Annotated in this window: 14 protein-coding genes; 2 read left to right on the forward strand and 12 right to left on the reverse strand. The window is 45.0% G+C overall.

Annotated features, from left to right (window positions below; genetic code table 11):
- Positions 1-175: 175 nt before the first annotated feature.
- Positions 176-493, reverse strand: coding sequence for a thioredoxin (gene trxA, locus MH215_RS26805; RefSeq protein WP_056702439.1), 318 nt, complete (start codon positions 491-493; stop codon positions 176-178).
- A gap of 251 nt (positions 494-744) precedes the next feature.
- Here trxA and MH215_RS26810 point away from each other — a divergent pair, with 251 nt between their 5' ends.
- The gene (locus MH215_RS26810) at positions 745-900 is read left to right on the forward strand and encodes a YqzM family protein (RefSeq protein WP_095292061.1); all 156 of its coding nucleotides are present in this window, start codon (positions 745-747) and stop codon (positions 898-900) included.
- Between the two features lie 205 nt (positions 901-1105).
- Entirely contained in the window at positions 1106-2770 is a 1665-nt protein-coding gene (locus tag MH215_RS26815) for a fibronectin type III domain-containing protein (protein WP_239294028.1), read from the forward strand.
- 149 nt (positions 2771-2919) lie between these two features.
- Here MH215_RS26815 and dnaI read toward each other — a convergent pair whose 3' ends face one another.
- The 11 genes from dnaI to MH215_RS26870 all read right to left on the reverse strand — a co-directional run bounded on the left by dnaI (position 2920) and on the right by MH215_RS26870 (position 24152).
- Positions 2920-3870: a primosomal protein DnaI gene (gene dnaI / locus MH215_RS26820; protein WP_056702437.1), complete on the reverse strand. Its 951-nt coding sequence runs from the start codon at positions 3868-3870 to the stop codon at positions 2920-2922.
- 232 nt (positions 3871-4102) lie between these two features.
- Complete coding sequence (locus MH215_RS26825; protein WP_239294029.1) at positions 4103-6967, reverse strand: alpha-mannosidase; 2865 nt, start codon at positions 6965-6967, stop codon at positions 4103-4105.
- 4 nt (positions 6968-6971) lie between these two features.
- Entirely contained in the window at positions 6972-10130 is a 3159-nt protein-coding gene (locus tag MH215_RS26830; RefSeq protein WP_239294030.1) for an alpha-amylase family protein, read from the reverse strand.
- Between the two features lie 11 nt (positions 10131-10141).
- Positions 10142-11461 (reverse strand): glycoside hydrolase family 125 protein, encoded by a 1320-nt coding sequence (locus MH215_RS26835; protein WP_239294031.1) that lies wholly within the window; start codon positions 11459-11461, stop codon positions 10142-10144.
- Positions 11462-11543: 82 nt separating this feature from the next.
- Positions 11544-14651 carry an alpha-mannosidase gene (locus MH215_RS26840; protein ID WP_239294032.1) on the reverse strand — a complete coding sequence of 1036 codons (3108 nt, stop codon included), beginning with the start codon at positions 14649-14651 and terminating at the stop codon, positions 11544-11546.
- Between the two features lie 3 nt (positions 14652-14654).
- Positions 14655-17057, reverse strand: a complete 2403-nt coding sequence (locus MH215_RS26845) for a glycoside hydrolase family 3 N-terminal domain-containing protein (protein ID WP_239294033.1) — start codon at positions 17055-17057, stop codon at positions 14655-14657.
- 46 nt (positions 17058-17103) lie between these two features.
- Positions 17104-18024, reverse strand: a complete 921-nt coding sequence (locus MH215_RS26850) for a carbohydrate ABC transporter permease (RefSeq protein ID WP_239294034.1) — start codon at positions 18022-18024, stop codon at positions 17104-17106.
- A gap of 23 nt (positions 18025-18047) precedes the next feature.
- Positions 18048-18977, reverse strand: a complete 930-nt coding sequence (locus MH215_RS26855; protein WP_239294035.1) for an ABC transporter permease — start codon at positions 18975-18977, stop codon at positions 18048-18050.
- A gap of 78 nt (positions 18978-19055) precedes the next feature.
- Entirely contained in the window at positions 19056-20528 is a 1473-nt protein-coding gene (locus MH215_RS26860; RefSeq protein ID WP_239294036.1) for an ABC transporter substrate-binding protein, read from the reverse strand.
- A gap of 272 nt (positions 20529-20800) precedes the next feature.
- Positions 20801-22321 (reverse strand): response regulator transcription factor, encoded by a 1521-nt coding sequence (locus MH215_RS26865; RefSeq protein WP_239294037.1) that lies wholly within the window; start codon positions 22319-22321, stop codon positions 20801-20803.
- A 1-nt stretch (position 22322) separates the two neighbouring features.
- Positions 22323-24152, reverse strand: a complete 1830-nt coding sequence (locus MH215_RS26870; RefSeq protein WP_481857491.1) for a sensor histidine kinase — start codon at positions 24150-24152, stop codon at positions 22323-22325.
- Between the last annotated feature and the right edge of the window lie 103 nt (positions 24153-24255).

Raw genomic sequence — 24255 nt, forward strand, 5'->3', positions numbered from 1 at the left:
TTGCCTACGCTCCGCTACTCCATTTCTATCTTCATCCCATCTTCTTGGTACTGAAAACCACCCTTTTTGAACACGCACTTATAATGAATAGTATACTTTATATTGTCCTATATGATAGCATTCGACGCAAAACGCCCCCGGCATATAACCGGAGGCGAACGTTAAGCCTAATGTCTTATTGGTGTTTCTCAATAATTCCTTTGAGTGCATCTTTAGAGTTCAGACCAACCACTTTATCAACGGGTTGACCGTCTTTGAAGAAGATCAATGTTGGAATGCTCATTACGCCAAAGCGAGAAGCAGATTCCGGATTTTCGTCCACATTGACTTTTGCAATTTTCACTGCATCGCCAACTTCAGTGGACAGCTCTTCCAGGATTGGAGCGAGCATTTTACAAGGACCGCACCAAGGCGCCCAGAAATCAACAAGAACCGTTCCTTCTCCTTCGACTTCAGTGTTAAAGGATTGATCGGATACGTTAACAATAGCCATGATAATTGTCCTCCTTATATATGCTTACGGTTATTATAACCTGTAACGTCGTGAACGACACTTCCAGTATAACACATGTACTCTTGACTTGTGAAATGAACGGAACAATGTTCATCTATCGAACATCAAATCTTCATAATTATTGATTTAAGGTGTAAATGCAAAATCTTTACAAACGCTTTCTTTTCCAAGTATACTAAACTTACTCCGGGTTTCAGCCTTAGCTGTTTATCCCCAAGGGAGGTAATCACATGGATGCAAATGTGCGGATCAGTGACCCGCGTGAACATGTCAACGAAGAACCCCGTAACGATCTATTTGATCTAATTGCGGGTGTAGCTGGCATGGGTGGCCTAATGACAGTGATCTTTTTCGGTATGGTTATCTTCAAATTCCTAACCGAATAGAACACGACAGTCACACGCAAGATCCAAAAAAGCCTGGCTTTCGCATTGCGAAAACCGGGCTTTTTTTACACATATATATATATATATCACATATAATTATTAGAAAAAGATAAACCATTAATTCCTATAATTGATTCTTTAAGACTATACTTCTAATTGTTATTTGGTATAATACTCCTATTCACAAGTAATGGAGGAATATTTTATGAGAAAAAGGATTGTAACTTTGTTAGTCATGATTTTGGTCGTTCTATGTCTCACTCCAGCAGGATTCGTTTCTGCTGCAGGAACTAAGTACATAGATATTGGAAGTAATGTATCATTAGGAAGTTTAAGATTTATAGGTTCAGGAGTATCATCATTTGAAATTTTTAATGATAAAGGAGAACGAGTCGGCGGATTTATTCAAAATTTAGGTGATGGACATACAGTATTATTAGGAAGTGATAAAACCGCCAGATATGTGAAGTTCACTGAAGTTGGGACAGTTACTAATGCCTACTATGGAGTTGACAGAACAGCAGACATACCAATAAACAATATTGTTAGTGTAAGCCCCATACCACTTCCTACTCCAACAAAACTCTCTGGTGTTGCTAGTGATAAAAAAGTAAGCCTTAGTTGGAGCACCTCCACAAGCTCAGAAGTAACTGGATATAATGTGTACCTAAACAACGTTAAACAAAATACGACTCCAATAACATCTGGTCGCTACGTCGTGAATAATTTGAATAATGGTACATCTTATAAATTCAGTGTTACATCAGTGAATAGTCGTAAAGAAAGTGCAAAAACAACCATTTCCCAAACTCCCATAGATAATGTAGCTCCTGCTGTGCCTAAAAATGTAGTTTTAGTCCCTGGGAACAGACAGATAGAAATTGATTGGTCTGATAATACGGAAGCTGATCTGGCTGGCTATAATATTTATAGAGACGGCATAAAAATTAATACAGAACTTTTAACTAGTAGTTATTTTGTAGATATTGAAAGAGAGATTGGTATCACTTATTCATATCGAATCAGCGCAGTTGATACAACCGGTAATGAATCTGGGAGATCTACAGCTGTAACTGGCACAATAATAGGGACTAATCCACCTAACACACCAGCAGGTTTAGTTGGCACAGCAGGTGACTCACTCGTAACACTAACATGGATAGAGAATACAAATACGGATCTAGCCTATTATAATATTTATCAGAATGGCGTTTTTCTAGCCAAAGTGGACGCACCTACAACAACATATGTTGTAAGCAATTTAACTAATGGCACGAGTTACAATTTTACAATCACTGCAGTTGATACATATAACAGTGAATCCGATAAGAGTAACGAAGTCAACTTAATCCCTCAAACAGCAGTGATGCCTATTGACTTAACTGGTAACGCTGGAGATAAACAAGTAATTCTTAATTGGACATCTGCTCTGTCTAACGACAATGTCTCTTATAATATTTATCAAAACGATGAATTAATTTCTTCATCTGTTTATTTAACTACGTACACTGTGTTGAATTTAACAAATGGACAGACCTATGCTTTTAATGTAACAGGCGTTGATGCATCCGGAAACGAATATGGTAAAAGTGAAACGGTCCATATTACACCGCAAGCATCTGATAAAACTAGAGCACTTCTAACCATATATGTATCCGGAGGACAGATCAAGGAGTATGATCTAACAATGGTAGAATCCCAAGCTTTTATCGATTGGTATGAAAAGAAAGAAGCTGGCACAGGCTCATCTACGTATAAATTCAGTAAGAATTGGAACAAGGGTTCATTCAAAACTAGAACCGAGTATATAATATTCGATAAAGTTTTATCCTTTGACGTTGATGAGTATGAAGTTGAGAATAACGAGTAATATATATTTCGATTTTAAACACATTTGAAAGAACATGTCACTATAAGTTAACAATGAGTATAAAAATAAGCCCTTGTACTTCCATACTGGAATTCACAAGGGCTTACTTTTCAGTTACAGACCAGGTTATAAATATATTCCTCGCAATCTCAACGTTTACCCCGCTGATTCTCCCCACGAACAGATACAACATCTACAAATGGACGAATTCGATCCATCAAACGCTGACCCTTATTCATTTCCTCGCCGTCTTTGCTCGTGAAGCTCAGATGTTTCTCTAGCCCCTCCAAGTTGTAATTCGACGTGTAGAACGTAGGCTTGCGATTCATACGGTAGTTCAGTATGGAACCCATCACATGGTCACGAACCCATGGATTCAGATTCTCAGCTCCAATATCATCAAAGATCAGCAGGTCACAGCTCTTCAGAATATCTGTCGTTTCCTTAACCTTCTGTCCATCCGTAATCATAGATTTGAGATCCTCTACAAAATCAGGCATATAAATGATAACACCTGTATGACCGGCGACTGCCAGTTCGTGCAACAAATAACACATGAGAAACGTCTTGCCTGTTCCAAATGATCCTTCCAGGAACAGCCCTTGAGGAGACAATCCGTTCTCCTTGGTCTCATTAATATAACGCAGAACACGATTTACCGCCGGTGCACGCATCCGATCCTTGCCCATAATTTCCACATCATCATAACCCGCATTTAGGGCACGCTCATCCACATAGAAACTACGTATTCTTTGTTTAATCAGATGTTCATTCTGCCGAGCAATATGCTTGGAACAAGGTGCTTTTTTATCTATAATTTCGGGTTTGCCGTTAAAATGTTCTACTTCCAGCTTGCAAAAATGACCCTGAAAATCGTTAGGACAGTTGTCCAATCCCGGACAGTTCGCACAGTTCTTAGAATCTTTGGCATACTGAAACAGCTTGCTCAGATCAGTCATCATCTGTGTATCTTTCAGTTCAGGATGACTCGCACGGAACTCACGCACGTATGGATCATCCATCAATTCTGCCGCAATTCGCCGAGACTGCTCACGAAAGGAAGGGTTAAGCTGCTGAAGCAGTCCTCCCAAGGATTCCATGGCTTCAAGCCCCCTTAATGGTATCTGTATAGAATAAACAATGAAGCGTTACTTATACCAATACGATGGCACAGTAACCTTCTTTCGCTTTGTAATTCTACTGTTCATTCTATAGAAAAGCAACCAATAACTCAACTGAAACTGAACGGATACCTCTGGAAAACAACATAACCCCTTTTCACGATACTAATTAATATCTATATACTATGAAGCTTTTATTTGTCAGCGACTTTCAGCGACGAAGACCCACGGTTACAATTTCACATGCTCCCGTCTGCATGATCCATTCCTTGCTGGCAAAGGATACAGATGAAGCCCCTTCAATCTGGCTAGCCTCATACGTCTCTCCCTCTTCCTCCAGTACATTGCTCTTATACATGGCTTCCCATGGAAGCGAGCTTGTAGAAGTTACAGCCAGTCTCAGTGTAGTCGCTTCTGTTGTCATGTTGTACCAGCGAAGCATCAGGTCGCCTGAATCCACATTGACCTTGAGGGATGAGAATGCCAATCCTTCTCCTTGCCACGCAAGTAGGGAATGACTAGGTGTGAGATCACCCGGATGTACTTCAGTTTGTATCCGTGTCCACGGAACTTGGAACTGATAGGCCTCGATGTATGCATCTGCGGCTGCAGCACGTCCATGATGCGGGATGATCTCCAGTTGAAACGAATGCTCTCCCAGACATTGGGCTTCTGGTGTCGGGAACAATCCCCAGTCTCCGAGTTCACCGACAGCTCGCAGTAAGGTAACGGCAATCGTATTGCGTCCATCCTGAAGGACTTCATACTCGTTCAGACCCAGGTTGGCAACGACTAATCCTGCCTGGTCTTCACTCACATCTACAAAGCTCTGTTGATGCTGCGTATTGCTAGGATTTTGCCACTCTGGTGCAGGCATATTATCCCTTGTAGCGATCTCGAACATGGAATCCGCATGGTGAACAGCCGTCTTCAGATCTGTTGGAAAAAGAGCCCGCACCCGATGATCCTTCGCTTGATTGTTAAAAGTCGTTTCCATGTGAATTCCTTTTCCACTTCGACTGAGCGATACAACGGTACGAATCTTAAACGGAATCATGCTTACCGAACGCTTTGATTTGCGGTATGGATAATAGATCAATTCCCGCTGCTCACGATCCAATAATTCATCTGCTGACTCAGGAACCTCCCAATGATGAACCATTTCGTAGGAGATACGATAGACTGTATTCTCAATGACTCGAATCTCCGCCACAAGATCTTGTGTGGTTCTAGCCACTTCGTTTTCTGGCTGTTTGAACATGTACTCATTCCCGATATCGCCAACATCCTCGTATATACCAAGGTCATGATATGTGCGACCTGTCCGTTTATCTGTGATCGAGAACGAACCGTTGTCTGCAATGACTACTGATAGATGTTCATTTTCCATACCATGCTCTTTATGCTGTAATGTGGCTTCATTTGAAAGTTGTCCATCATGAACTTCTTCATTAGATATCCCTTCACTGCGAACCCAGGCATATGTCTTCAAGCCAAGTGCAGGCACCTTCTCGGCTTCGAAAGTGATTCTGACCCGTCGGCAACTGTATGGCTGGCGAAAGCGATCATCTGGTAGATCATAACCGAATTGCAGACCAAGATCCTCTACTGTGCACGGGATGGATGCCCCATGTTCATCAACTAGAATACGATTGGATAGATCGATTTCGTTCATCTGAAGAGCCATCTCTTCCAAGGAATAGCCATCACGGAAGTATCTACGGGCAGCATCCAGCTCCATCTGTACCACACCACTACGCTCCCAACCTGTCGTATTGAAGGTAATGAGTGGGCATGCTTCCGCTCCATAGTTGCTAAAGATTGAAGTGTCTACTGAGTTAGCAATCTGGCTACTGCTCTCTTCAACCAAGGCTTCGGCTACATGACGACTTTTATCGAATCGTGTGACCATCTCGCGATGTACCTCGTCCACACTGCATCCACAGATACTATCATGGGGATGATTTTGCATTAACGTTTTCCAAGCATATGTCAGTTGATCATGCGGATAGGCACGTCCAAGCAGATACGCATAGGACGCCAGTGGCTCAGCCACTTTTTCCAGCATCGCTTGCCCCAATTGATTCATTTGTTTGAGATACACACGAGCAGAGGCTGTATTCACAAGGGTTCCCCAGCCATCGGTACGCTGGCTACGCAGTTCGCCTTTTACCGTGGATAGCTCATGTTCAGCATTTCCTTTCAGTGCTTCTAGATAATCTGGAAAATTGGAGTGAACAAACTCGATATTCGGGTATAACTGTTCCGCCATCCGAATGGCTTCTGGCAGATCCCGCTGGATCGGCTGATGATCACAACCGTTCATGTACAACAACTCATTGGTCGAAGCATATTTCTCGGCGTCTGCAAGCTTGGTTTCCCAAAACTTCCGAGCTGACGCCTCATCCACCGGAACCTCATTCCCGTTCGAGTACCAGTTAGCAAACAAAACCCCTAGCACTTTCGATCCATCCGGTCCTTCCCACATCAGCTCGGAGAAACTGGATTCATATCCTTCATCCGATACCGTATTGTTAAAACCTGTAGGTTTAACGCCACGACCAAAGAAGACATTATCAATCCCCGATTGCAGCATGAGCTGCGGGGTCTGTCCAACCAGTCCAAACGTATCAGGAAAATAACCGATCTTCGAGGGTGTGCCATAACGCTTGGCATCCTGATGCCCAACTTGCATATTACGCACATTGGCTTCCCCACTCGTTAGGAATGCATCCTGCAAAATGTACCAAGGACCAATGACAATTCTTCCGTTACGGATATGTTTCTCCAGTCGTTCCTTCTGTTCTGGACGAACCTGAAGATAATCCTCAATAATAATGGTCTGTCCATCCAGATAAAAGCTTTTGTAATCCAGTCCCTCATCCAATTGATCCAACAGCGAATCTACCAGTTGCACTAAACGCATATGATGCTTTTCATACGGCAGGTACCACTCACGATCCCAGTGCGTATGTGAGATAATATGTGCTGTCTTCGACTTTCGAGGTCTACTTCCTGATCCCGTAGTTAAATCTTGGTCTGCTTGTGTGGCTGAATCTGTATGGTGTTGGGTCATCGTGTTATCCTACCTCTCCGTCTTGTTGTATAATCTCAACCTCATCAGGACGATATACTGCAAGCAACTTGCCATCTGAGTCTGTGGCAAACAGCACGGAACGGTCTTTCTCCAGTTGGAACGTATATGAAACACCAGAACGTTTGTCTCTTACTTGTACTTGATGATTCATTGAAGACTCTGATACAAACACAAATACATTCCCTTTTGGAAAACTCAGCTTCCGACCGTAAATCCCCGCAATGTCTCCCCCAGCACTCCATTCCAGTTCCGTGTGCACACTGGCAATATCAATTGCATAACGATACAATGCTGCCAGTGGCTCATCCCGTCCGTTTAATTCCAGCGGTAGCGGCGTCCAGATCAACTTACCTTTTCCCCAGGTCTTAACGGTTACCTCATCCGGCTTGCCATAATCCCGACCAGATAACGTCTCCTTCACCACTTCAGCAATGCGACGCCGTCCATAAGTCACACGGTGATTTACTCCACTAAGACTTAACATTTCTTCCCGCTGTACGTTACCCAATGTGCGTTTACCCACGATATGATCTGCAAAGTCATTTGGCTTCCAGTAGGCATCCAACCCAAGTGGCCCAGTGATAAGCAGACTTATTCCTTTTTGCTCCGTATACGCAAACAATTGACGTAATGCATCACGATCCATATTGTGTGGACTCGGTACAATCACTAGCTTCGGTGGTTGCTGCTCCAACGCTTCGAGGTGATACTCCGATACGGCGCGGAATGGTAGATTGAGATCATAGGACATCACACGAGTGAGCTTGGTTGTAGCATCATAAGCAAGGGAACGGTTCGAAAAGTCGTTCGAATAGGGGAACACTACTGCAATCTCCTCAAGCTCCCGATCCTCGAAGAGATCACGAACCTCATGGATAAATTGTCCATAAGCGTACGATACATTCGCCTCTGGTTTCTCCGTACCATCTGCGCGAAGTGCTCCGATATGGGACTCATTCGCATTATCCATATAAAAGTTGGTATTCCAGATCCATTGCACCGCTCCTGCACCCCCTGTAGCAAATGCATAAGCGTATTTGCGTTCAAGAATGTTATGGAGTTCTGCCTCTGTGCGTTTGGCTCTTCCGTCCGGTGTTTCCACATACATGATGCCCGTCTCCTGGATGAGATTGGGCTTATGTGGCGTTTTGGTAAAAATGCCATCCCAGATCAGATCATCGTTCAGCCACCAAGAATGTACCGTTGTGTAGTCCACCTCACGCTCATAAAAGAATGGAGAAGGACGCTGTGCGCCAAGAGCTTCATCCTGTCCAACGGTGACCAAATGGTGGGGTACCATATCCTTAATTGCATGAACAAGTTCTTGAACCCATGCATTGTGCATCTCCATAGAAAAGAGACAATAATCAAGCCAGCGCGTTCCTTTCTTCGCCTTGTGCATATCCTGTACGTCAAAATTAATGTCTTCCGGCTCTGGAATGACCGCGGCTGCAAAATGGGGAAGCTGCTGAGGTGACATGTTCCATGCCTCCTGAAGCATTTCAATCGATTCATGCCGCTGTTGCAGCCACTCCACAAAAGCCTGCTGTTCATGGGAATCCCTAGCCGAGCGCGGACCATCTGAGAAAATACGTACCGGGTCAAACATCGATGGCTCGTTAATCAGATCCCAATCCACATGTGTGGTATTTCTATGCCGACTGACGATACTGCGGATGAAACGCTTCTGTGCCTCAACACTTTGCGGATCCAAATATGGATTCGTTCCTTCCCATGTCTCTGGTGTGAAGGAGAAGAAAGTGAAGGTTACCTGCAGGCCGTGACGCTTAGCCGTTAACAGGAAGGCATCAATCGCACGAAGCACATCCTCTGCCATATGACCATCCACCTGCATCATATTGCGATAGGCTGTCCAGATTCCCGTCCGAATCCAGTTAATCCCCGCTTTCGCCATCTGTGCCATATCCCGATCCCATACGTCTGCATTCGGCAAGAACAGGAATTTACGTGCTACATCAGAGGTCATATAGGTCATGCCTACTACAGGCAACGGTCGACCGTCTTTTGCAAAGTAATCTCTACTACGAGCGATGACTTCCCCCTCTTCTAGCAATGGAGTATCCTGTCCCCAGAAGCCTTGGCGCAGAATTCGAACTTCTCCGTCCGTTGCCTCTGCACGGCATACAATTCGATACAGTCCAGGTTCCACGTTTATTGGAAGGGGCAGGCGAATGAATTGCTGTTCACTGGACAGCTCCATCTCAATCTGGTGACTCCATACATTCTCAGATGTGCGTTTCGTGCGATTCTCCCGTTCAATTGTTACATCAAATGTCCAAGATTCCCTCGACATATATCTCTGCCCTGTACGCTGTAATACTTGACCTTGGAGAGTCAAGGTTGGTCTTTCACCAAGCTCATAAGTAGCATAATTCGGTTTGAGAGACAGCTCCGTTACTCCTTTGGCACAGAACTGTGCCCATCTCACAATCTCCGTCGCACCATCTTGCTCCCAGAAGGAGGTCGTAAGTGGCACATGGACAAACATCCAGCGTGAACCACTAAACGTACTGCGTGAATTTTCCCATAACACAACAGGAGCTGAGATTTTACGTTCGTCCTTACTCCATCCACACAGCAGCGGGTAGATCTGTGTACTCATCGTTCCAGCCGAGCCCATCTGGTGAGGTAGATCGCTGTTTTTGGTCGTATGCGGAACTAGATTCCATGTGTCAGCGATCTGAAACAGTCCCTCTTTGTCAGCAAGAAGAGGAATTTGTTCTGTGGCAGTGATCGTTTGAACTTTGGCTGAAGATACACTTAATGCCTCATGGATGTACAGTTCTTGATGATATGCCGTTTGCTCCGATTCCACGATCCATACTCCGGACTCATCTCGCACAGGTCGCTTAAACGGCGCACCTCCGACACTGATCAGACTTCCCCCCTGCTGCAGGTAAGCGATAATGGCTGTCCATGCTGATTTGGGGAAATAGGGTGCGTGCAGATTCACTAGACAGCCTTCACCTGCGGTGGAATTTAGCAGCTCAGCTAGTTGATGCGCATCTACAACAACAATCTCTTGTGTCGCTTGCCATGTATTTAAAGCCTGCTGAGAAGGTAGAGCACTTTCTACCGGAAAATTAGGATCAGCAAAAAGGATTAATGTTGGTCTATTCATCTGTGCATTACTCATAGCAGACCAGCCTTCATCGATTTATAAATTAACTGGGAGAACAGGCTGTTCGACCATGCAAACCATTTTCGTGTAAAAATGGTTGGATCATCCGCATGAAAGCCTTCATGCATATAACCGGTATCCGCATCCGTCGCTTCAAGCATACGAATGATCTCCAGCTTTTCCTCGTCTGATTGTGCAGTCAATCCTTGCATCGACAAGCCCATATGCCAGATGTAATTCGGTGGTGTGTGCGGGCTGCCGATTCCTTTGGCAACTTTGCCTTCATAATAGAAAGGATTCTCTTTACTTAGAGCAAACCGGCGAGTATTTTGATAAATTGGATCATCCGCTGTGACGTAACCGAGATATGGAATAGACATGAGTCCAGGTGTACCCGCATCGTCCATCAGACAGTAGTTCCCATAACCATCTGTCTCGTACGCATAGATAGGTCCAAATTCAGGATGTCGATAAATACCGTACAATTGAATACCATGATCCACATCCTGTTCCAGATCCTTAAGCTCCTGCAACAATGCCATATCTCTGAACACCCATTCTGCAAACTCCTGCATTTGACGCAAAGCAACAACCGCAAACATATTGCCTGGAATGTTGTAGTGAAAATCACACGCATCGTCACTGGAACGGAAGCCTGACCAGATCATCCCCGTATAATTAACAGGCATACCTTTACCATGATTACGCAGAGAGTCTGTTGGGATGCCATTATTACGGGTGAAACGATACGGTGATTGCTCCATATGATGCTGTTCTACTTTGAACAAATCAACAATTTTACGCATCGCTGCTTTGAAGCTGGAATCAAAAATATCCGTCAGTTCGGTTTCCTTCCAATATAAATACGCCAATCTCACAACGAAGCATAGTGAATCAATCTCAAATTTGCGTTCCCACACCCATGGAGACATGTCCGTCTCGTCCGTTGTATTCCAGTGCCAGTCATTAGCTGTTTCGTTGAAGGCATTCGCATACGGATCAATGTGAACATATTGGATGTGACGCTTAATCAGCCCGCCAATAATGCGTTGCAGATCCTCGTCTTCCTTCGCAAACGGAAGATAGTGTATCACCTGTTCCACGGAATCACGCAGCCAGGAAGCTGGAATATCCCCAGTAATAACAAATGTGGTACCATCCTCCATTAACTTCGTTGTTGTCTCAATGGTATTGGGAAAACAGTTCTTGAATAACTGAAGCAGCTTCGGTCGGTGAGCCAGCTTCTGTTCCGCCTCTTCCAGTACCGCCTGAATGGATTGTGGCACAGCAACAGGTGGCATCGGTATTTTCGGTAATCTGAATTGTTCCATAGATGAATGCACTCCTTTAAATAAATTGAATGATGTATATAAAAAGAGAAAAATCGTTCTCCTATAAAAAGTTGAAAAACGTTTAGCGCAATAGCACCGTTTTAATCTCGTAAGGGGCAAAGGTCAAAGTGATCTGACCATTGGTGATATCTAATGGCTCGCCAACCTCCTCCAAAGCATTGGAGAGACAGGCTTGCTCCAACCCATGCGACCATTGCAGAGTTACACGTTCCCGGGTACCTGAAGATTCATAGAAACGAAGCACCTGTCCGTAGCCGTCCTCTGCCGGTTTAACGGTATCCAGCACGACATGATGACTATCCAATTGGATCCAGCTTCCTCTTGCCGGAAGATCACCTTCACTCTGTTCTGTATGCTGGACAGTTAGTTCATGATTCAGTTCGGCTGCTTGACGGACGATATGTGCTTGCTGCCAATCTCCTTCATGCGGGTACAGTGAATATGTGAATGTATGCTCTCCAAGGTCAGCTGTTCGGTCAGGCCATTTCGGAGCACGCAGCAGAGATAAACGCATCGTGCTACCCTGCACGTCATAGCCGTATTTGCAATCATTAAGCAGGCTCACGCCATAACCGTATTCCGATACATCTGCGAAGCGATGTCCACAGACTTCATACTGGGCTTGCTGCCAACTCGTGTTACGATGGGTTGGTCGTTCCAATGCGCCAAACGGAATTTCAAATGTAGCCTTGGACGTTACTACATCAATTGGGAAGCTCACTTTCAGCAGCTTATGTTCTTCATTCCAGTCCACATGGGTCTCGAAATCGATCTGAGGTGAGTCGTGATAAAAGACAACATCCTGCGTAATCACCGATTGGTGAAGCTTCCATTGAAAGCGCAGTACATCCTTCGTCGTTCCCGCCAGCACGAGCTTTTTCTCCAACAGCTGCACTTCACCAGCGATCTGATCTTCATAACGGTTATCAATATCCCAAGCATCCCAGAGTGTCGGACGGTCATGGAAAAAATGAAATTGGTTGCCTCGTTCACCTGGTTTCAGTATCTCTCGCTCTGCGTGCTTATCCCATAAACGAGTGATCTCTCCTCGTTCGTTAAACTGTACATGGTAAAACGCCGTTTCCCATGTATCGTTAAAACTCGGTTGCCCAGCATGATTCGCCAGTTCTCGTACATGGGTATCCCTTGTATTTTCCGGTACCAGCCAGATCGTCTTATATCCAAACGCCGGGATATCTGTCACAAAAATGGATATTCCATTCTCTTCCAGATCTGATTGCAAACGCTGACCTTCTCCATCTATGGCATATCGATCAAAGCCATCATGGAATGGAAGACGAACGATCGCATTGCGTTTCCACCCGAGACTGTTAAACACAACGTAGGCTGCAGAGCCAGCTGGCCCTTGTGTGTCCATTCTTTTCATCAATGCTGTGATACCTTGATGTAGAGCAGTCGTACCTAGTTCAAATACTTGCCTGTATTCCTCATCTGAGGTGACATAAGATTCTGTAATGGCCGAGCCTGGAATAATATCGTGGAATTGATTCAGCAATATTAGCTTCCAGCCATCATGTAGTGTCGAACGCATCTCAGCTTCCGTGTCTGCACTCATATCCGGGAAAGCGAGAGTGCTCCATAACTCGGCTTCACGATACAGCACTTCTGCTTTGCGGTTATTACGTTTGTTGCGTGCATGGGTCGTATAAGTTCCTCGGTGCAGCTCCAAATACAGGTCGCCATGCCACTTTGGAAGAACGGGCTGTTCCTGTTCAATCCCAGCAAAAAAGGCTCCGGCTGTGCTATATCGACTTGCAGGTTGGCCTACCATAAGACTCGCACGATCCACGTACTCCAGCATCTCGCGTGTTACCCCGCCACCACCATCACCATGTCCGTATAAGAGCATTTGCTCGGGATGTGCTGCTTTCTCCCGGTATGACTGCCAGTGGTCGTGGATATCCTTCGGCAAGGTATGTTCATTAACTCCATGATTGAGGTAGGACAAAATCGCTGTACCGTCTATACCAACCCAGTGAAAGAGATCATAGGGGAATACATTCGTGTCGTTCCAGCCCAGCTTCGTGGTCATGAAATAATTGACATTCCCATGCTTCAGAATCTGGGGAAGAGAAGCACAGTATCCAAACGTATCCGGCAGCCACTCAATATTCGATGTCTTGCCAAACTCCTCCATATAAAAACGTTGACCATATAACATCTGACGAATCAATGATTCACCGCTTGGAATGTTCAGATCCGGCTCAACCCACATGCCACCAACTAACTCCCACCGATCCTCCGCAATCCGCTGCTTCACCCGTTCATATAGTTCAGGGTCATGCTCTTTCAGGAAGGCATACAGCAAAGGCTGACTCTGGGAATAGACATATCCAGGGTATTCATTCATTAGTGCATCCACAGTGGAGAAGGTCCGACTTGTTTTGCGTACCGTCTCGCGTACAGGCCACAGCCAAGCGATATCAATGTGTGACTGTCCCACCATATGCTCCAGCCCTTCCGCATTACCGCCGATCTGATGAACTTGATGCCTCAAGTTCTTCTCAATCTCACGAATGTGTTCTCCCTGTCTAATCTCTTCATCCGTCAAACCAACGAATTGATCCATGGACTGATACAATGCTTCCAGCAACCGTACCCGTCGAAAGTCACTCTCCGGCAGCAATGTAGCCGAATCACGTACAATAGTGACTGTGTACATCAGACTACGAACCGCTTCATTCGGTCTCACCAGCAAGCTGGTAATCGAAGTTATCGGTGGTTGAATGACTGCCTGTTGATTCAAGGGATCTACAGGTTCAGGAACTGGATCGAACATCTCAATTTCCAGTTCAGGGGAGATTCCGACTTGGGACGGATCAAGCGTAACGTAGGTATGATTGCGATCCAGCCCTTGATATGAGCGTCCATTTACCCGTAACAAACCTTCTCCTCCAGTTTCAAAGACCAGTCCGTACGGCGCATCCCGCCAAGAGTTAGGAATCTCTATACGTGTTCTGAAGAAATAGGTTGTTCCCTGCTTGCTCGGAAACCGTTCGAAATCCTGCCCTTCCAGATACACACCCTGATCCTTGTAGTCCCCCGGTACATTATAATAAGCACGGTGAATGTCCCAACTGCGCAACTGCAATTGCTCCAGCCACTGCTGTTCGGATAACTCACGAATAAATCGTCTGATACGTTCCAAGATTTACGCCTCCTCTACGGTCAGCTCGACCATCTGGGTATCGTTTACGTTGCGACCGATATGAATGTGGAATTGTCCCGCTTCAACAACATGCTTCAGCTCGCGTCCAATATATTGAAGCTGCTCTGCCTCGATAGAAAATTCAATATTTCGTGTCTCACTCGGCTTCAAATTCACTTTGACAAACCCCTTAAGTTCCTTCGCTGGCCGGGTAATGGAGCTTATGACATCGGAAATGTACAGTTGGACTACCTCGGCTCCTGCATAATTGCCTGTGTTGGTCACATGCACCGATACAGTAACTGATTCACCCGTAGTCATTGACTTCGCACTAAGCTGCGGCTCGCTGTATTCAAAGGTCGTGTAGCTGAGGCCATATCCGAAGGAGTAACGTGGCTGCAAATCCTCTTCTAGATAACGCTTGCCACGAGACCGTTTACCGTTATAATAGACCGGAAGCTGACCTACATGCTTGGGGATAGAGATTGTCAAACGACCTGAAGGATTCACGTCACCAAACAGAATGTCAGCAATTGCATGTCCTCCCTCTTGGCCTGGGTACCAAGCCTCCAGTATGGCATCGGCATGTTCATCAACCCACGGCTCTGCGATCGGGCGACCATTGATGTAGACCACAACCAGTGTTTTGCCAAGCTTATGGATCTCCTGAATGAGTTCCAGTTGTACACCGGCAAGCCCTAAAGTCATACGGTCAATGCCTTCGCCGCACTCCATATCATTCCATGTGTTATCAGACACCTTCGAAGCGCCTGTCTTCAGGTCTATCGTGCCCTCTCCAAAATCACGAGCGCTCGATCCACCCACGACCATAATGACCGTATCTGCTTCACTTGCCACTGCGATTGCTCGTTCAAATCCTTCTCTTGAATCCCCTCGAATACGGCACCCTGGTGCATAGAGCACTTGCTCTGTATCCGTATCTTGCAAAGCGTTCGAGCGCACGGCATGTTGCGCTAGCTTCTGTTGAGTATGCATATGTCCCTTGACGTCTGTTTCGCCGGAGTTGTTCGCTCTGCCACTTAGCTTACTCCGAATACCATCCAACACCGTCGCCACTTTGGACTTCGGTTGGGGCGATGTGTAATCGCCAAGCTGATTGTATGCTTGATCCGCATTGGGTCCAATAACGGCAATCCGTCCCACCGTTGCTGTAGATAACGGGAGTGTAGCGGCTTCATTTTTGAGTAATACAACCCCTTCCGCGGCTAATTGACGAGCAAGCTTGATATGCTGCTCATTTCCAATCACTTCAGCCGCTTGATCCGCATCCACATAAGGCTGCTCAAACAGTCCTAATCTGAACTTCAGTGCCAGTACACGACGTACAGCCTGATTCAGAACGTTTACTTCAAGCTTCCCTTCGGTCACAGCCTGCACCAGATACTGTCCAAACATCTCGCCAGACATTTCCATATCAATGCCAGCCTCAATCGCTTGAACCGATGCATGCAATCCGTCGGACGCAACATCATGCCCACTTGCCAGCATGTTAATTGCCCCACAGTCTGTAATGACCAGACCCTCAAAGCCCCAATCTCTACGCAATATGCGATCGAGTAATTCGCTATTTACCGTACAAGGTATACCATCAATTTCGTTGTAAGCAGGCATAATAGAGGCCGCACCAGCCTCCACCGCTTTACGAAAAGGATACAGATCGACTTCCAGCAGCTCGCGCCAGCCCATATGCACAGGTCCTGCATTACGCCCGCCTTCTGAGCTACCATAACCAACAAAATGCTTCAACGTCGCAGCTACCGCATCTTCGCGGGCAAGGCTCTCACCCTGAAGCCCCTGTACCGAAGCAACGGCCAATTCCCCGATGAGATACGGATCTTCACCGAAACATTCCTCAGTTCGTCCCCAGCGTGGATCACGCACGACATCCAGTACCGGTGAGTACGTGACTGCACCACCCTGAGCACGAGTCTCTCGTGCCACTGCACGGCACATCTCTCGATACAGATCTACGTTCCAAGTGCTCCCCAGCAGAAGAGGAACGGGATAAACGGTTCCATCAATCGCCATATGCCCATGGGAGCATTCTTCACCGATGAGGATGGGAATGCCTAGTCTAGATTGCTCGATAGCATAACGTTGAATCAGATTAACCGCTTCTGCTCCTTCTTTCGCAGATAATCCGTTCTCTAGGGTCACGCCAGTCCACGGGTCTGCTCGAAGTACACCATAAAGGGAACCAATGCCCCCTTGTTTCACTTGCTTTTTGAATGACTCAGTCAGCTCGATGTTTCCCTCATTATTCGTGTAGGTCTGCCAGCCGAAGGGTTGAACAAGCTGTCCTACCTTTTCCTCAATCGTCATTATGCTTAGTAAGTGCTCTACCCGTTCAGCTGCAGATTTGCTGGTATCCTTATATATCATCATTCTGTAATCTCTCCAATCCAATCGAGTCATTCAACTACTGTTTTGACTACTCTTTGACTGCTCCCACCGTCAATCCTTGCACGAAATAACGCTGGAAGAATGGATAAGCGAATATAATCGGCAACGTTGCAAGCACAACCATCGCCATCCGCGACGTATCCTGTGGAATAGACTGCATCGCCGCTAGACTCATTGAACTGTTGGCCGAGTTTTGCTGGATAAACTGAATGCTTGATTCAATCCGCATCAGCATCGATTGCAGAGGAACCAGATTGGGGTTATCAATGTATAAGAGCGCATTAAACCAATCGTTCCAGTAGCCCAGTGTACTAAACAGTCCAATGGTCGCCAGACCTGGCAAGGATAACGGGATAACAATTTTCAAAAACGTATAGAATTCACCAGCACCATCAATTCGTGCTGACTCAATAACGGCATCCGGCACACTCGTAGAGTAGAATGTACGAAGAATCATAATATAGAAGGCATTCATCGCAAGCGGCAGTATAAGTGCCCATACGGTATCCTTTAGTCCAAGCAATTGGGATACAACCATATAGGTCGGGATCATCCCGCCGTTAAACAACATCGTCAGAATAGCAAAAATGGAGAAGAATCTCCGATAACGGAAGCTCTTACGTGAGATCGCATAAGCGTACAGAGACATGAGAATTAGACTGATGATCGTACCAAGCACGGTCACCAAAATAGTCACACCATAAGCACGTAGCAATGTGTCGCCACTCTGCCAGACAAACTGATAGGCCGCAAGGCTCCATTCTGCAGGAATCAGTCGATACCCGTCACGAGCCAGCACCTTCTCGTCCGTAAACGAGATAATAACGACAAAAATAAATGGAAATACACAGATCAGAGCGAATAGACCGGCAATGAGGTTCATCATCACGTTCCAGCCACTGGATACATGGTGGAAGTCGCGTTTTTTTACAAGTTGAGCTTGAGCCATAATGGTTCACTCCTTTCCTCGTCCTAGAATAAACTGCTGTCTTTATCGATTTTGCGAACGACATAGTTGGAGATGATGACAAGCACAAAGCCCACAACCGACTGATACAATCCCGCTGCTGTACTCATTCCAATCTCTCCGCTTGTTTTCAAGCCGCGATAGACATACGTATCAATAACATTCGTAACCGAGAAGAGTGTACCCGAGTCCCTTGGCACCTGATAGAACAGTCCAAAGTCGGCATAGAAGATGCGACCTACGGCCAGCAAGGTCATAATGGTAATGATCGGTGACAGCAATGGGATCGTAATGTTGCGAATCTGCTGCCATTTGTTCGCTCCATCAATCATGGCTGCTTCATACAGCGAACGATCAATCCCCAGAATAGATGCCAGATACACGATGCTGTTGTAACCAATGGTTTTCCATAATGCGACAAAAACCAGAATATACGGCCAATACTTCGCCTCGGAGTACCACTGAATCGGCTCCATGCCAAACCAACCAATAATCTGATTCAACATGCCTCGATCCATGCTCAGGAAGCTGAAGACGAAGTAACCAACGATAACCCAGGACAAAAAGTAGGGAAGGAACATCCCTGTTTGATATAACTTAGCTAACCGTTTGTTAACGAGCTCCGAGAGTAGAATGGCTAACCCTACTGCAAAAACCAGCCCTAAAAAAATAATGGCGATATTATAAAAGAGGGTATTTCGCGTAATCAGCCATGCGTCATTTGTACTGAATAGAAATTTGAAATTGTCCCAGCCTACCCATTCACTCTTCATCAGACTTGCCCAGAAGCCTTCGCGACTGACTCGATATTCCTTGAAAGCAGCCACCGTGCCCACGAGTGGCAGATAAGAGAAGAAGAAAAACCAGATGGCACCAGGCAGTACCATGAACAGCATGACTCGGTTTTTAATCAGATTTTTTAAAAATGTAGTCATTGTGGATATCCTCCTTCAAGCTCTGAATAAAAAAAGATCGGACGCAATTAGCAGCCGCCCGATCCTTACGAATTACGTTTACTTGTTTTCCGCTCTCCAGGCATCCAGTTGGCTTTGGGCTTCAGCCATTACCTTCTCCAGTCCGGCTTGATTGAATTTCTCAATCACCTGATCTAGATTGGTTGCCGGGTCTAGTGTGCCTGTCATCAAAGCTGCCCAATATTGCTCTTTCACGTTCTGTACAGCCGTAAGTTCGGCGGATACATTGCTTGCATCAAAGTTGAAGCTGAGGATTGGAGAATTCACACCTTCAGCATTAAACTTTTTGAACTCATCCCATTTGTTATCCGGGTCATTGCTGTTCAGATACAGCAGCATGTTATTCCCGAGGGAGTATGAAGGCATATCGTAGTTTTTCGATTCAGGCAGATTCTCCATGTGGGTGTCATCTACTTTTTTGTAATGAGTGCCCTCAATCCCGGAGTCAACCATATTGCGGAGAACCGGATCTGTATTCAGCAGGTTCAAGAATTCCATTGCTTTCTCTGGATATTCCGAGTTCGCTGAGATGGCCATAATCGATCCTTGTACCGATGTATTCGTAATAATTGCATCACTTGCTGGTGTGGAAACAACCGGATATCCATAGCTTGCAGACCATTGATTATCTGCCATCGGTTGTGTCTGTGCACGATCTAGGAACCAGTTGCCTGATGTGGTAAGGTCGTTCGTGGAGCCAGTTGTTGCCGCTTCTGGCGATACATAACCTGCCTTATAATATTTATTCATGGTAGTAAGTGCCTCTTGCATCTCAGGTGTTTCTAAGATATTCACAAGTTTGTAGTCGGTTGTATCCAGTTTGATTGCCATTGGAAGGTTCTGAATAACATAATCATATGGCACATATGGAACGTAGTTCTTATCCATGCCAAACGGTGTAACACTTGGCTCATTTTCCTTAATCGTTTTGAGCAGAGGCTCTAAACTGTCTAACGTACGAATACCGGACATATCCAGCTTGTATTTATCTAACAGCGTTTTGTTGAAACGCCATACCTCTTGCTGCGGCAGCTCTTTGTTGGCTGGAATACCGTAATTGTGTCCGTCTACCTTGGAGCCACTAAGGAAGGCTGGATCGATTGTATCCGTAAGCTCCTTACCGAATTCAGGAAGCAGTTCATCTAGTTCCATGAACGCACCTTTTCTCGCATTTAGGACATAATCGAATCCGCCAGAAGCAGTAAACAAGATATCCATTGGTTCACCAGACGCTACGTTAACCTGCATCTTCTGTGGATAATCACCCCAGTCAACCATCTTCATTGTCACTGTGGCATTAATCTTTTCTTTGGTGTACTTGCTAACTTCCTCCATCACTTTATTAACATCCTTTTGCGGTGTACCAATGGTGTACCAGATCAACTCGACCGAGTCATCTCCCGCTCCTCCGGATTCTGATGTCTCGTTGCTCCCCCCGCATGCACTAAGAACAAGCGTAACAGCCATTAACAATGCAAGAACGAGTGAGAAACGTTTTTTTGATTTACTCATTTTTATGACCCTCCCTTTTCGTGTTCCCTTCAGCATTACAAACTAACTACATTAACCTTATCGAATGAAAGCATTTACAAAAAGAAGATAAACTTAAGGTTTCGAGGTACAAATTAAAGAGAAACAGACTATATCATTCAATTTTTTCTTTTTTTAATAAAACGCTTACAAAAAAAGAGACATGCCAGGTAACATATGGCACCTAATTCTTTTCATGCCACTGTTTATCTGAATGTCTTTTTTATTCTGTCACTTCGCTCTTCAATCCTACATCATCCAAACACTTTAAAATCAGTCGGCGAAATACCCACATACTTGCGGAATTGTTTGTAGAAATATCCGGTCTCCCAATACCCTACATTCCGGGCGATCTCATGAACCTTCAGATTGGAATTGCGTAACTGCTCCTTCGCACGTTCAATCCGGTATTTATTGAGGTATTCAGCAAAAGTCTCACCTGTCTCCTTATGAAATAATTGCCCTAGATATACTGGATGCAAATGATAATGGGCTCCTAGCAGCTTCAGGGAGAGCTCGTCTGCGTAATGTTTGTCGATATGCTGAAGCACCTGATTCACGATCGGATTTTTCAAATCCTGTAACAAGGATTGAATGGTCTTTAGACCAACCTGCTGAATGGCTAACACCAGTTCATCAAAGGTAATGCTATCTAATACAAGACGAAGCCCCTCTTGATACATCGCCGTTTCATCCGAATGTTTAATCGCTTCTAGCTCCATTTTGAAACGAATAACAACTTCCAGTGCGGTATTCTGAAGCTCCCCTGGCGTGAGTCCATCACGGTGTTGTTCAAAATCTGTGCGAATGCGGTTAGCAAGCTGTTCGCCATTGCGGGACAGAATAAGCTTGGCATAATCCCTCCAATCAATAAAGAACGTAGCTGCCTGATTTCCACATTTGTCTAACACGGCATAATCAATAATTTTCAGATCGGGATAGATCATGACATACTGAAGTGCTGTCTTGGCATCTGCATAACTGGACGGTGCATGATATAATCCTTGCATCAATCGTCCCATCCCGATCCGCAGTGCAGGATGTGTTACCGAGATTGCTTCATATAATCCCTTTATCCTCTCCATCAACCTCTGTTCATCATCTCCATCAACATTGGCAACAATGACAATATCTCCATCGATATCATGAAACACGCTGAAATTAGGCTTGTTCCTTAGCAACTGCTCCACTTGTTCAAATACGACGTCTGAGGTGGGCTCTTGATCCTTATTGCGCAGGATGGCAACGGCAACATATGACGCTCCTAGCGAAATGTTCATAAACCGAGCACGTTCCTCAAATTCAGTATCTGCAATCTGTCCTGTTAACCAGCGGTGCAGAATATTGTCCTTCAGAATCTGGATACCATAGGCGTCATTATTTAATTTAGGTGAAACGGCACGATCTAGTTTGGAAGCCGTATTGGCCAGCGTCGATTCCAATTCTTCCACATTAATCGGTTTAAGTAGATAATTCTCAATGCCAAGTTTCATGCCTTCTTTTAAGTATTCGAATTCATTGAAACCACTTAGAATAATCACTTTAACCTCAGGTTGCAGTCGTCTTGCTTCGCGAATTAGATCTAAGCCATTCATCATGGGCATCGATATATCCGTAATGAGAATATCCACAGATTGAGAAGATAGTGCTTCGAGGGCTGCTTGCCCATTACCCGCATGATTCACGATCTCTAACCCAAATGAAGACCAGTCCACAATATCGTATAACCCTTCAATGATGAATGGCTCATCATCTACAATAAATACTTTATACATGTTACACACCCTTCCTTTCTGTATGTGGATAACGCACCGTGATTCGTGTCCCTTCTCCTAAAGTGCTCTCTATCGTAATTCCGAACTCGGGCCCATATAAGTAGCGCAACCGACTATGGACACTTCGCAGACCAAACATCTGACCTGACTCTTCAGGACGTTCTAACTCTTCCAAAATCTCTGTCAAACGTGAAGGCTCAATGCCCTTTCCGTTGTCTCTAACCTCTACCTGTACGATATCGCCCTTCTCTTGCACAATGATGGATAACCGATTGTCCGAGCGTTCTGTGCGAATTCCATGAACGACATAATTTTCAATAATCGGCTGTAGAGAAAGCTTGACCACGGGATACTGATAAAAAATAGAATCCATCTGGATTGTATAGATGAATATATCCTTGTAGCGGATACGAAATAACTCCAAATATAAACGGCAAGCCTCCATCTCATCTTTCAATGTGTAATTTTTCTTCTGTTGTACCAAGCTCTTGAACAGTACAGATAGACTGTAGATCATCTCACCCACATCTCTAGCCCCCTGAGATATGGCCCTCATTCGAATAACTTCAAGCGTATTATAGAGAAAATGCGGATTAATACGTGCCTGTAGCGCGACGAGCTCTGTCTCCTTCTGTTTGATCTCCGCTTTGTACACTCGTTCAATGTATAGGTTGAGCTCGTCCAACATATCGTTGAAGCTATGCGAAATTTGCCCAAGCTCATCATCCCTTGCATCAACAATACGTGCTTGCAAATTCCCGTATTTCACTTTTTGGGTGAAGCGAATAATCCGCCGGGTACGCTTCGCAAAGTTGATAATGAAAAATGCGGGAACGAGTACAGCGAACAAAAGACATACGACACTAATGGAGAAGATGGTATTTCGAATACCCGCATAGGCTTCAGCCATTTCTTCCACAGGAACCGTGCCAATAACGACATAACCCTGATCTGCCGAGACGAACTTATTGACATACATGTTCTGCTCTTTTTTCATTTCATCCATATCTGTCTGGTCAAACAGTGAATCAGCCATATTCACATAAGGGTACTTCTTTCCGTAATAATTATTGTTGGAGTCAAATAACACTGTGCCTTTGGCTGATAGCACCACGATGTCTCCCTTTAGATTGCTGTCATAATTATCGAGCGCATTACCGATTCCTTTTGAATCAAAGAACACAAGAAACTGCCCAAGATTGCGAAGCGTATGCGAGTCATTAATCGGAACACGAATGGCATACAGAGCAGGGTCCCATTGCTTAATCTCTTTACGAATCCATAGATTCGGGGCACTGATATTAGGCGTCTCCATCGCCATCACGTCAGGGATGTAAGAGTGAGCAGCATTGGTACTCAGCTTGCGGAACTGCTTGTTTTGATTAAAGACAGACAGATCCTGCTGCTCAGCACTGTATAACATCAGATGATTAATCTCTGCATTGCGATCCATGATATTCTGAAAATGCTTAAGCACATCTGCCGAATAATCATCTTGATTGGCGTAATAACCATTCGTTAAATGTTGAACATACTCCGCATATGTGTGGTTCATCAGGTAGGTGATATTGGTGGATAATGCCTCATTCTGATGCATGTCCCTCACCATGTTCTGCACTGCTTCAAATTGCTGATGAATGGTTCGATCCACATGCTCCATCGCGGCTTTCTGAATGGCCAGCTCCCGGCGAATAGTCGAATCAGATACAGATAGAAAGATAAGATAAGACAGCGTTATGATCGTAACAATTGAAATCATCGAGAAGATGAACAGCATTTTCATAAACATATTATTTTTGAAGAAATTATTGTAAACGCTAACAATTTTCAAGTCGCGAGTTCCCTCCGATGCTGTTTTTCTGTATTGAATTATATCATTCGCCTCCTGACATAGACCGAACACCTTGAACTTTTCTTTAATTTATACATGTGTT

It is taken from the genome of Paenibacillus sp. ACRSA (assembly GCF_022346845.1).
In the GTDB taxonomy this organism is placed as follows: domain Bacteria; phylum Bacillota; class Bacilli; order Paenibacillales; family Paenibacillaceae; genus Paenibacillus.

Excerpts from the sequence above, each read along its gene's own strand:
- trxA (WP_056702439.1), bottom strand. The coding sequence starts at position 493 with ATGGCTATTGTTAACGTATCCGATCAATCCTTTAACACTGAAGTCGAA.
- MH215_RS26810 (WP_095292061.1), top strand. The coding sequence starts at position 745 with ATGGATGCAAATGTGCGGATCAGTGACCCGCGTGAACATGTCAACGAA.
- MH215_RS26815 (WP_239294028.1), top strand. The coding sequence starts at position 1,106 with ATGAGAAAAAGGATTGTAACTTTGTTAGTCATGATTTTGGTCGTTCTA.
- dnaI (WP_056702437.1), bottom strand. The coding sequence starts at position 3,870 with ATGGAATCCTTGGGAGGACTGCTTCAGCAGCTTAACCCTTCCTTTCGT.
- MH215_RS26825 (WP_239294029.1), bottom strand. The coding sequence starts at position 6,967 with ATGACCCAACACCATACAGATTCAGCCACACAAGCAGACCAAGATTTA.
- MH215_RS26830 (WP_239294030.1), bottom strand. The coding sequence starts at position 10,130 with ATGAATAGACCAACATTAATCCTTTTTGCTGATCCTAATTTTCCGGTA.
- MH215_RS26835 (WP_239294031.1), bottom strand. The coding sequence starts at position 11,461 with ATGGAACAATTCAGATTACCGAAAATACCGATGCCACCTGTTGCTGTG.
- MH215_RS26845 (WP_239294033.1), bottom strand. The coding sequence starts at position 17,057 with ATGATGATATATAAGGATACCAGCAAATCTGCAGCTGAACGGGTAGAG.
- MH215_RS26850 (WP_239294034.1), bottom strand. The coding sequence starts at position 18,024 with ATGGCTCAAGCTCAACTTGTAAAAAAACGCGACTTCCACCATGTATCC.
- MH215_RS26855 (WP_239294035.1), bottom strand. The coding sequence starts at position 18,977 with ATGACTACATTTTTAAAAAATCTGATTAAAAACCGAGTCATGCTGTTC.
- MH215_RS26860 (WP_239294036.1), bottom strand. The coding sequence starts at position 20,528 with ATGAGTAAATCAAAAAAACGTTTCTCACTCGTTCTTGCATTGTTAATG.
- MH215_RS26865 (WP_239294037.1), bottom strand. The coding sequence starts at position 22,321 with ATGTATAAAGTATTTATTGTAGATGATGAGCCATTCATCATTGAAGGG.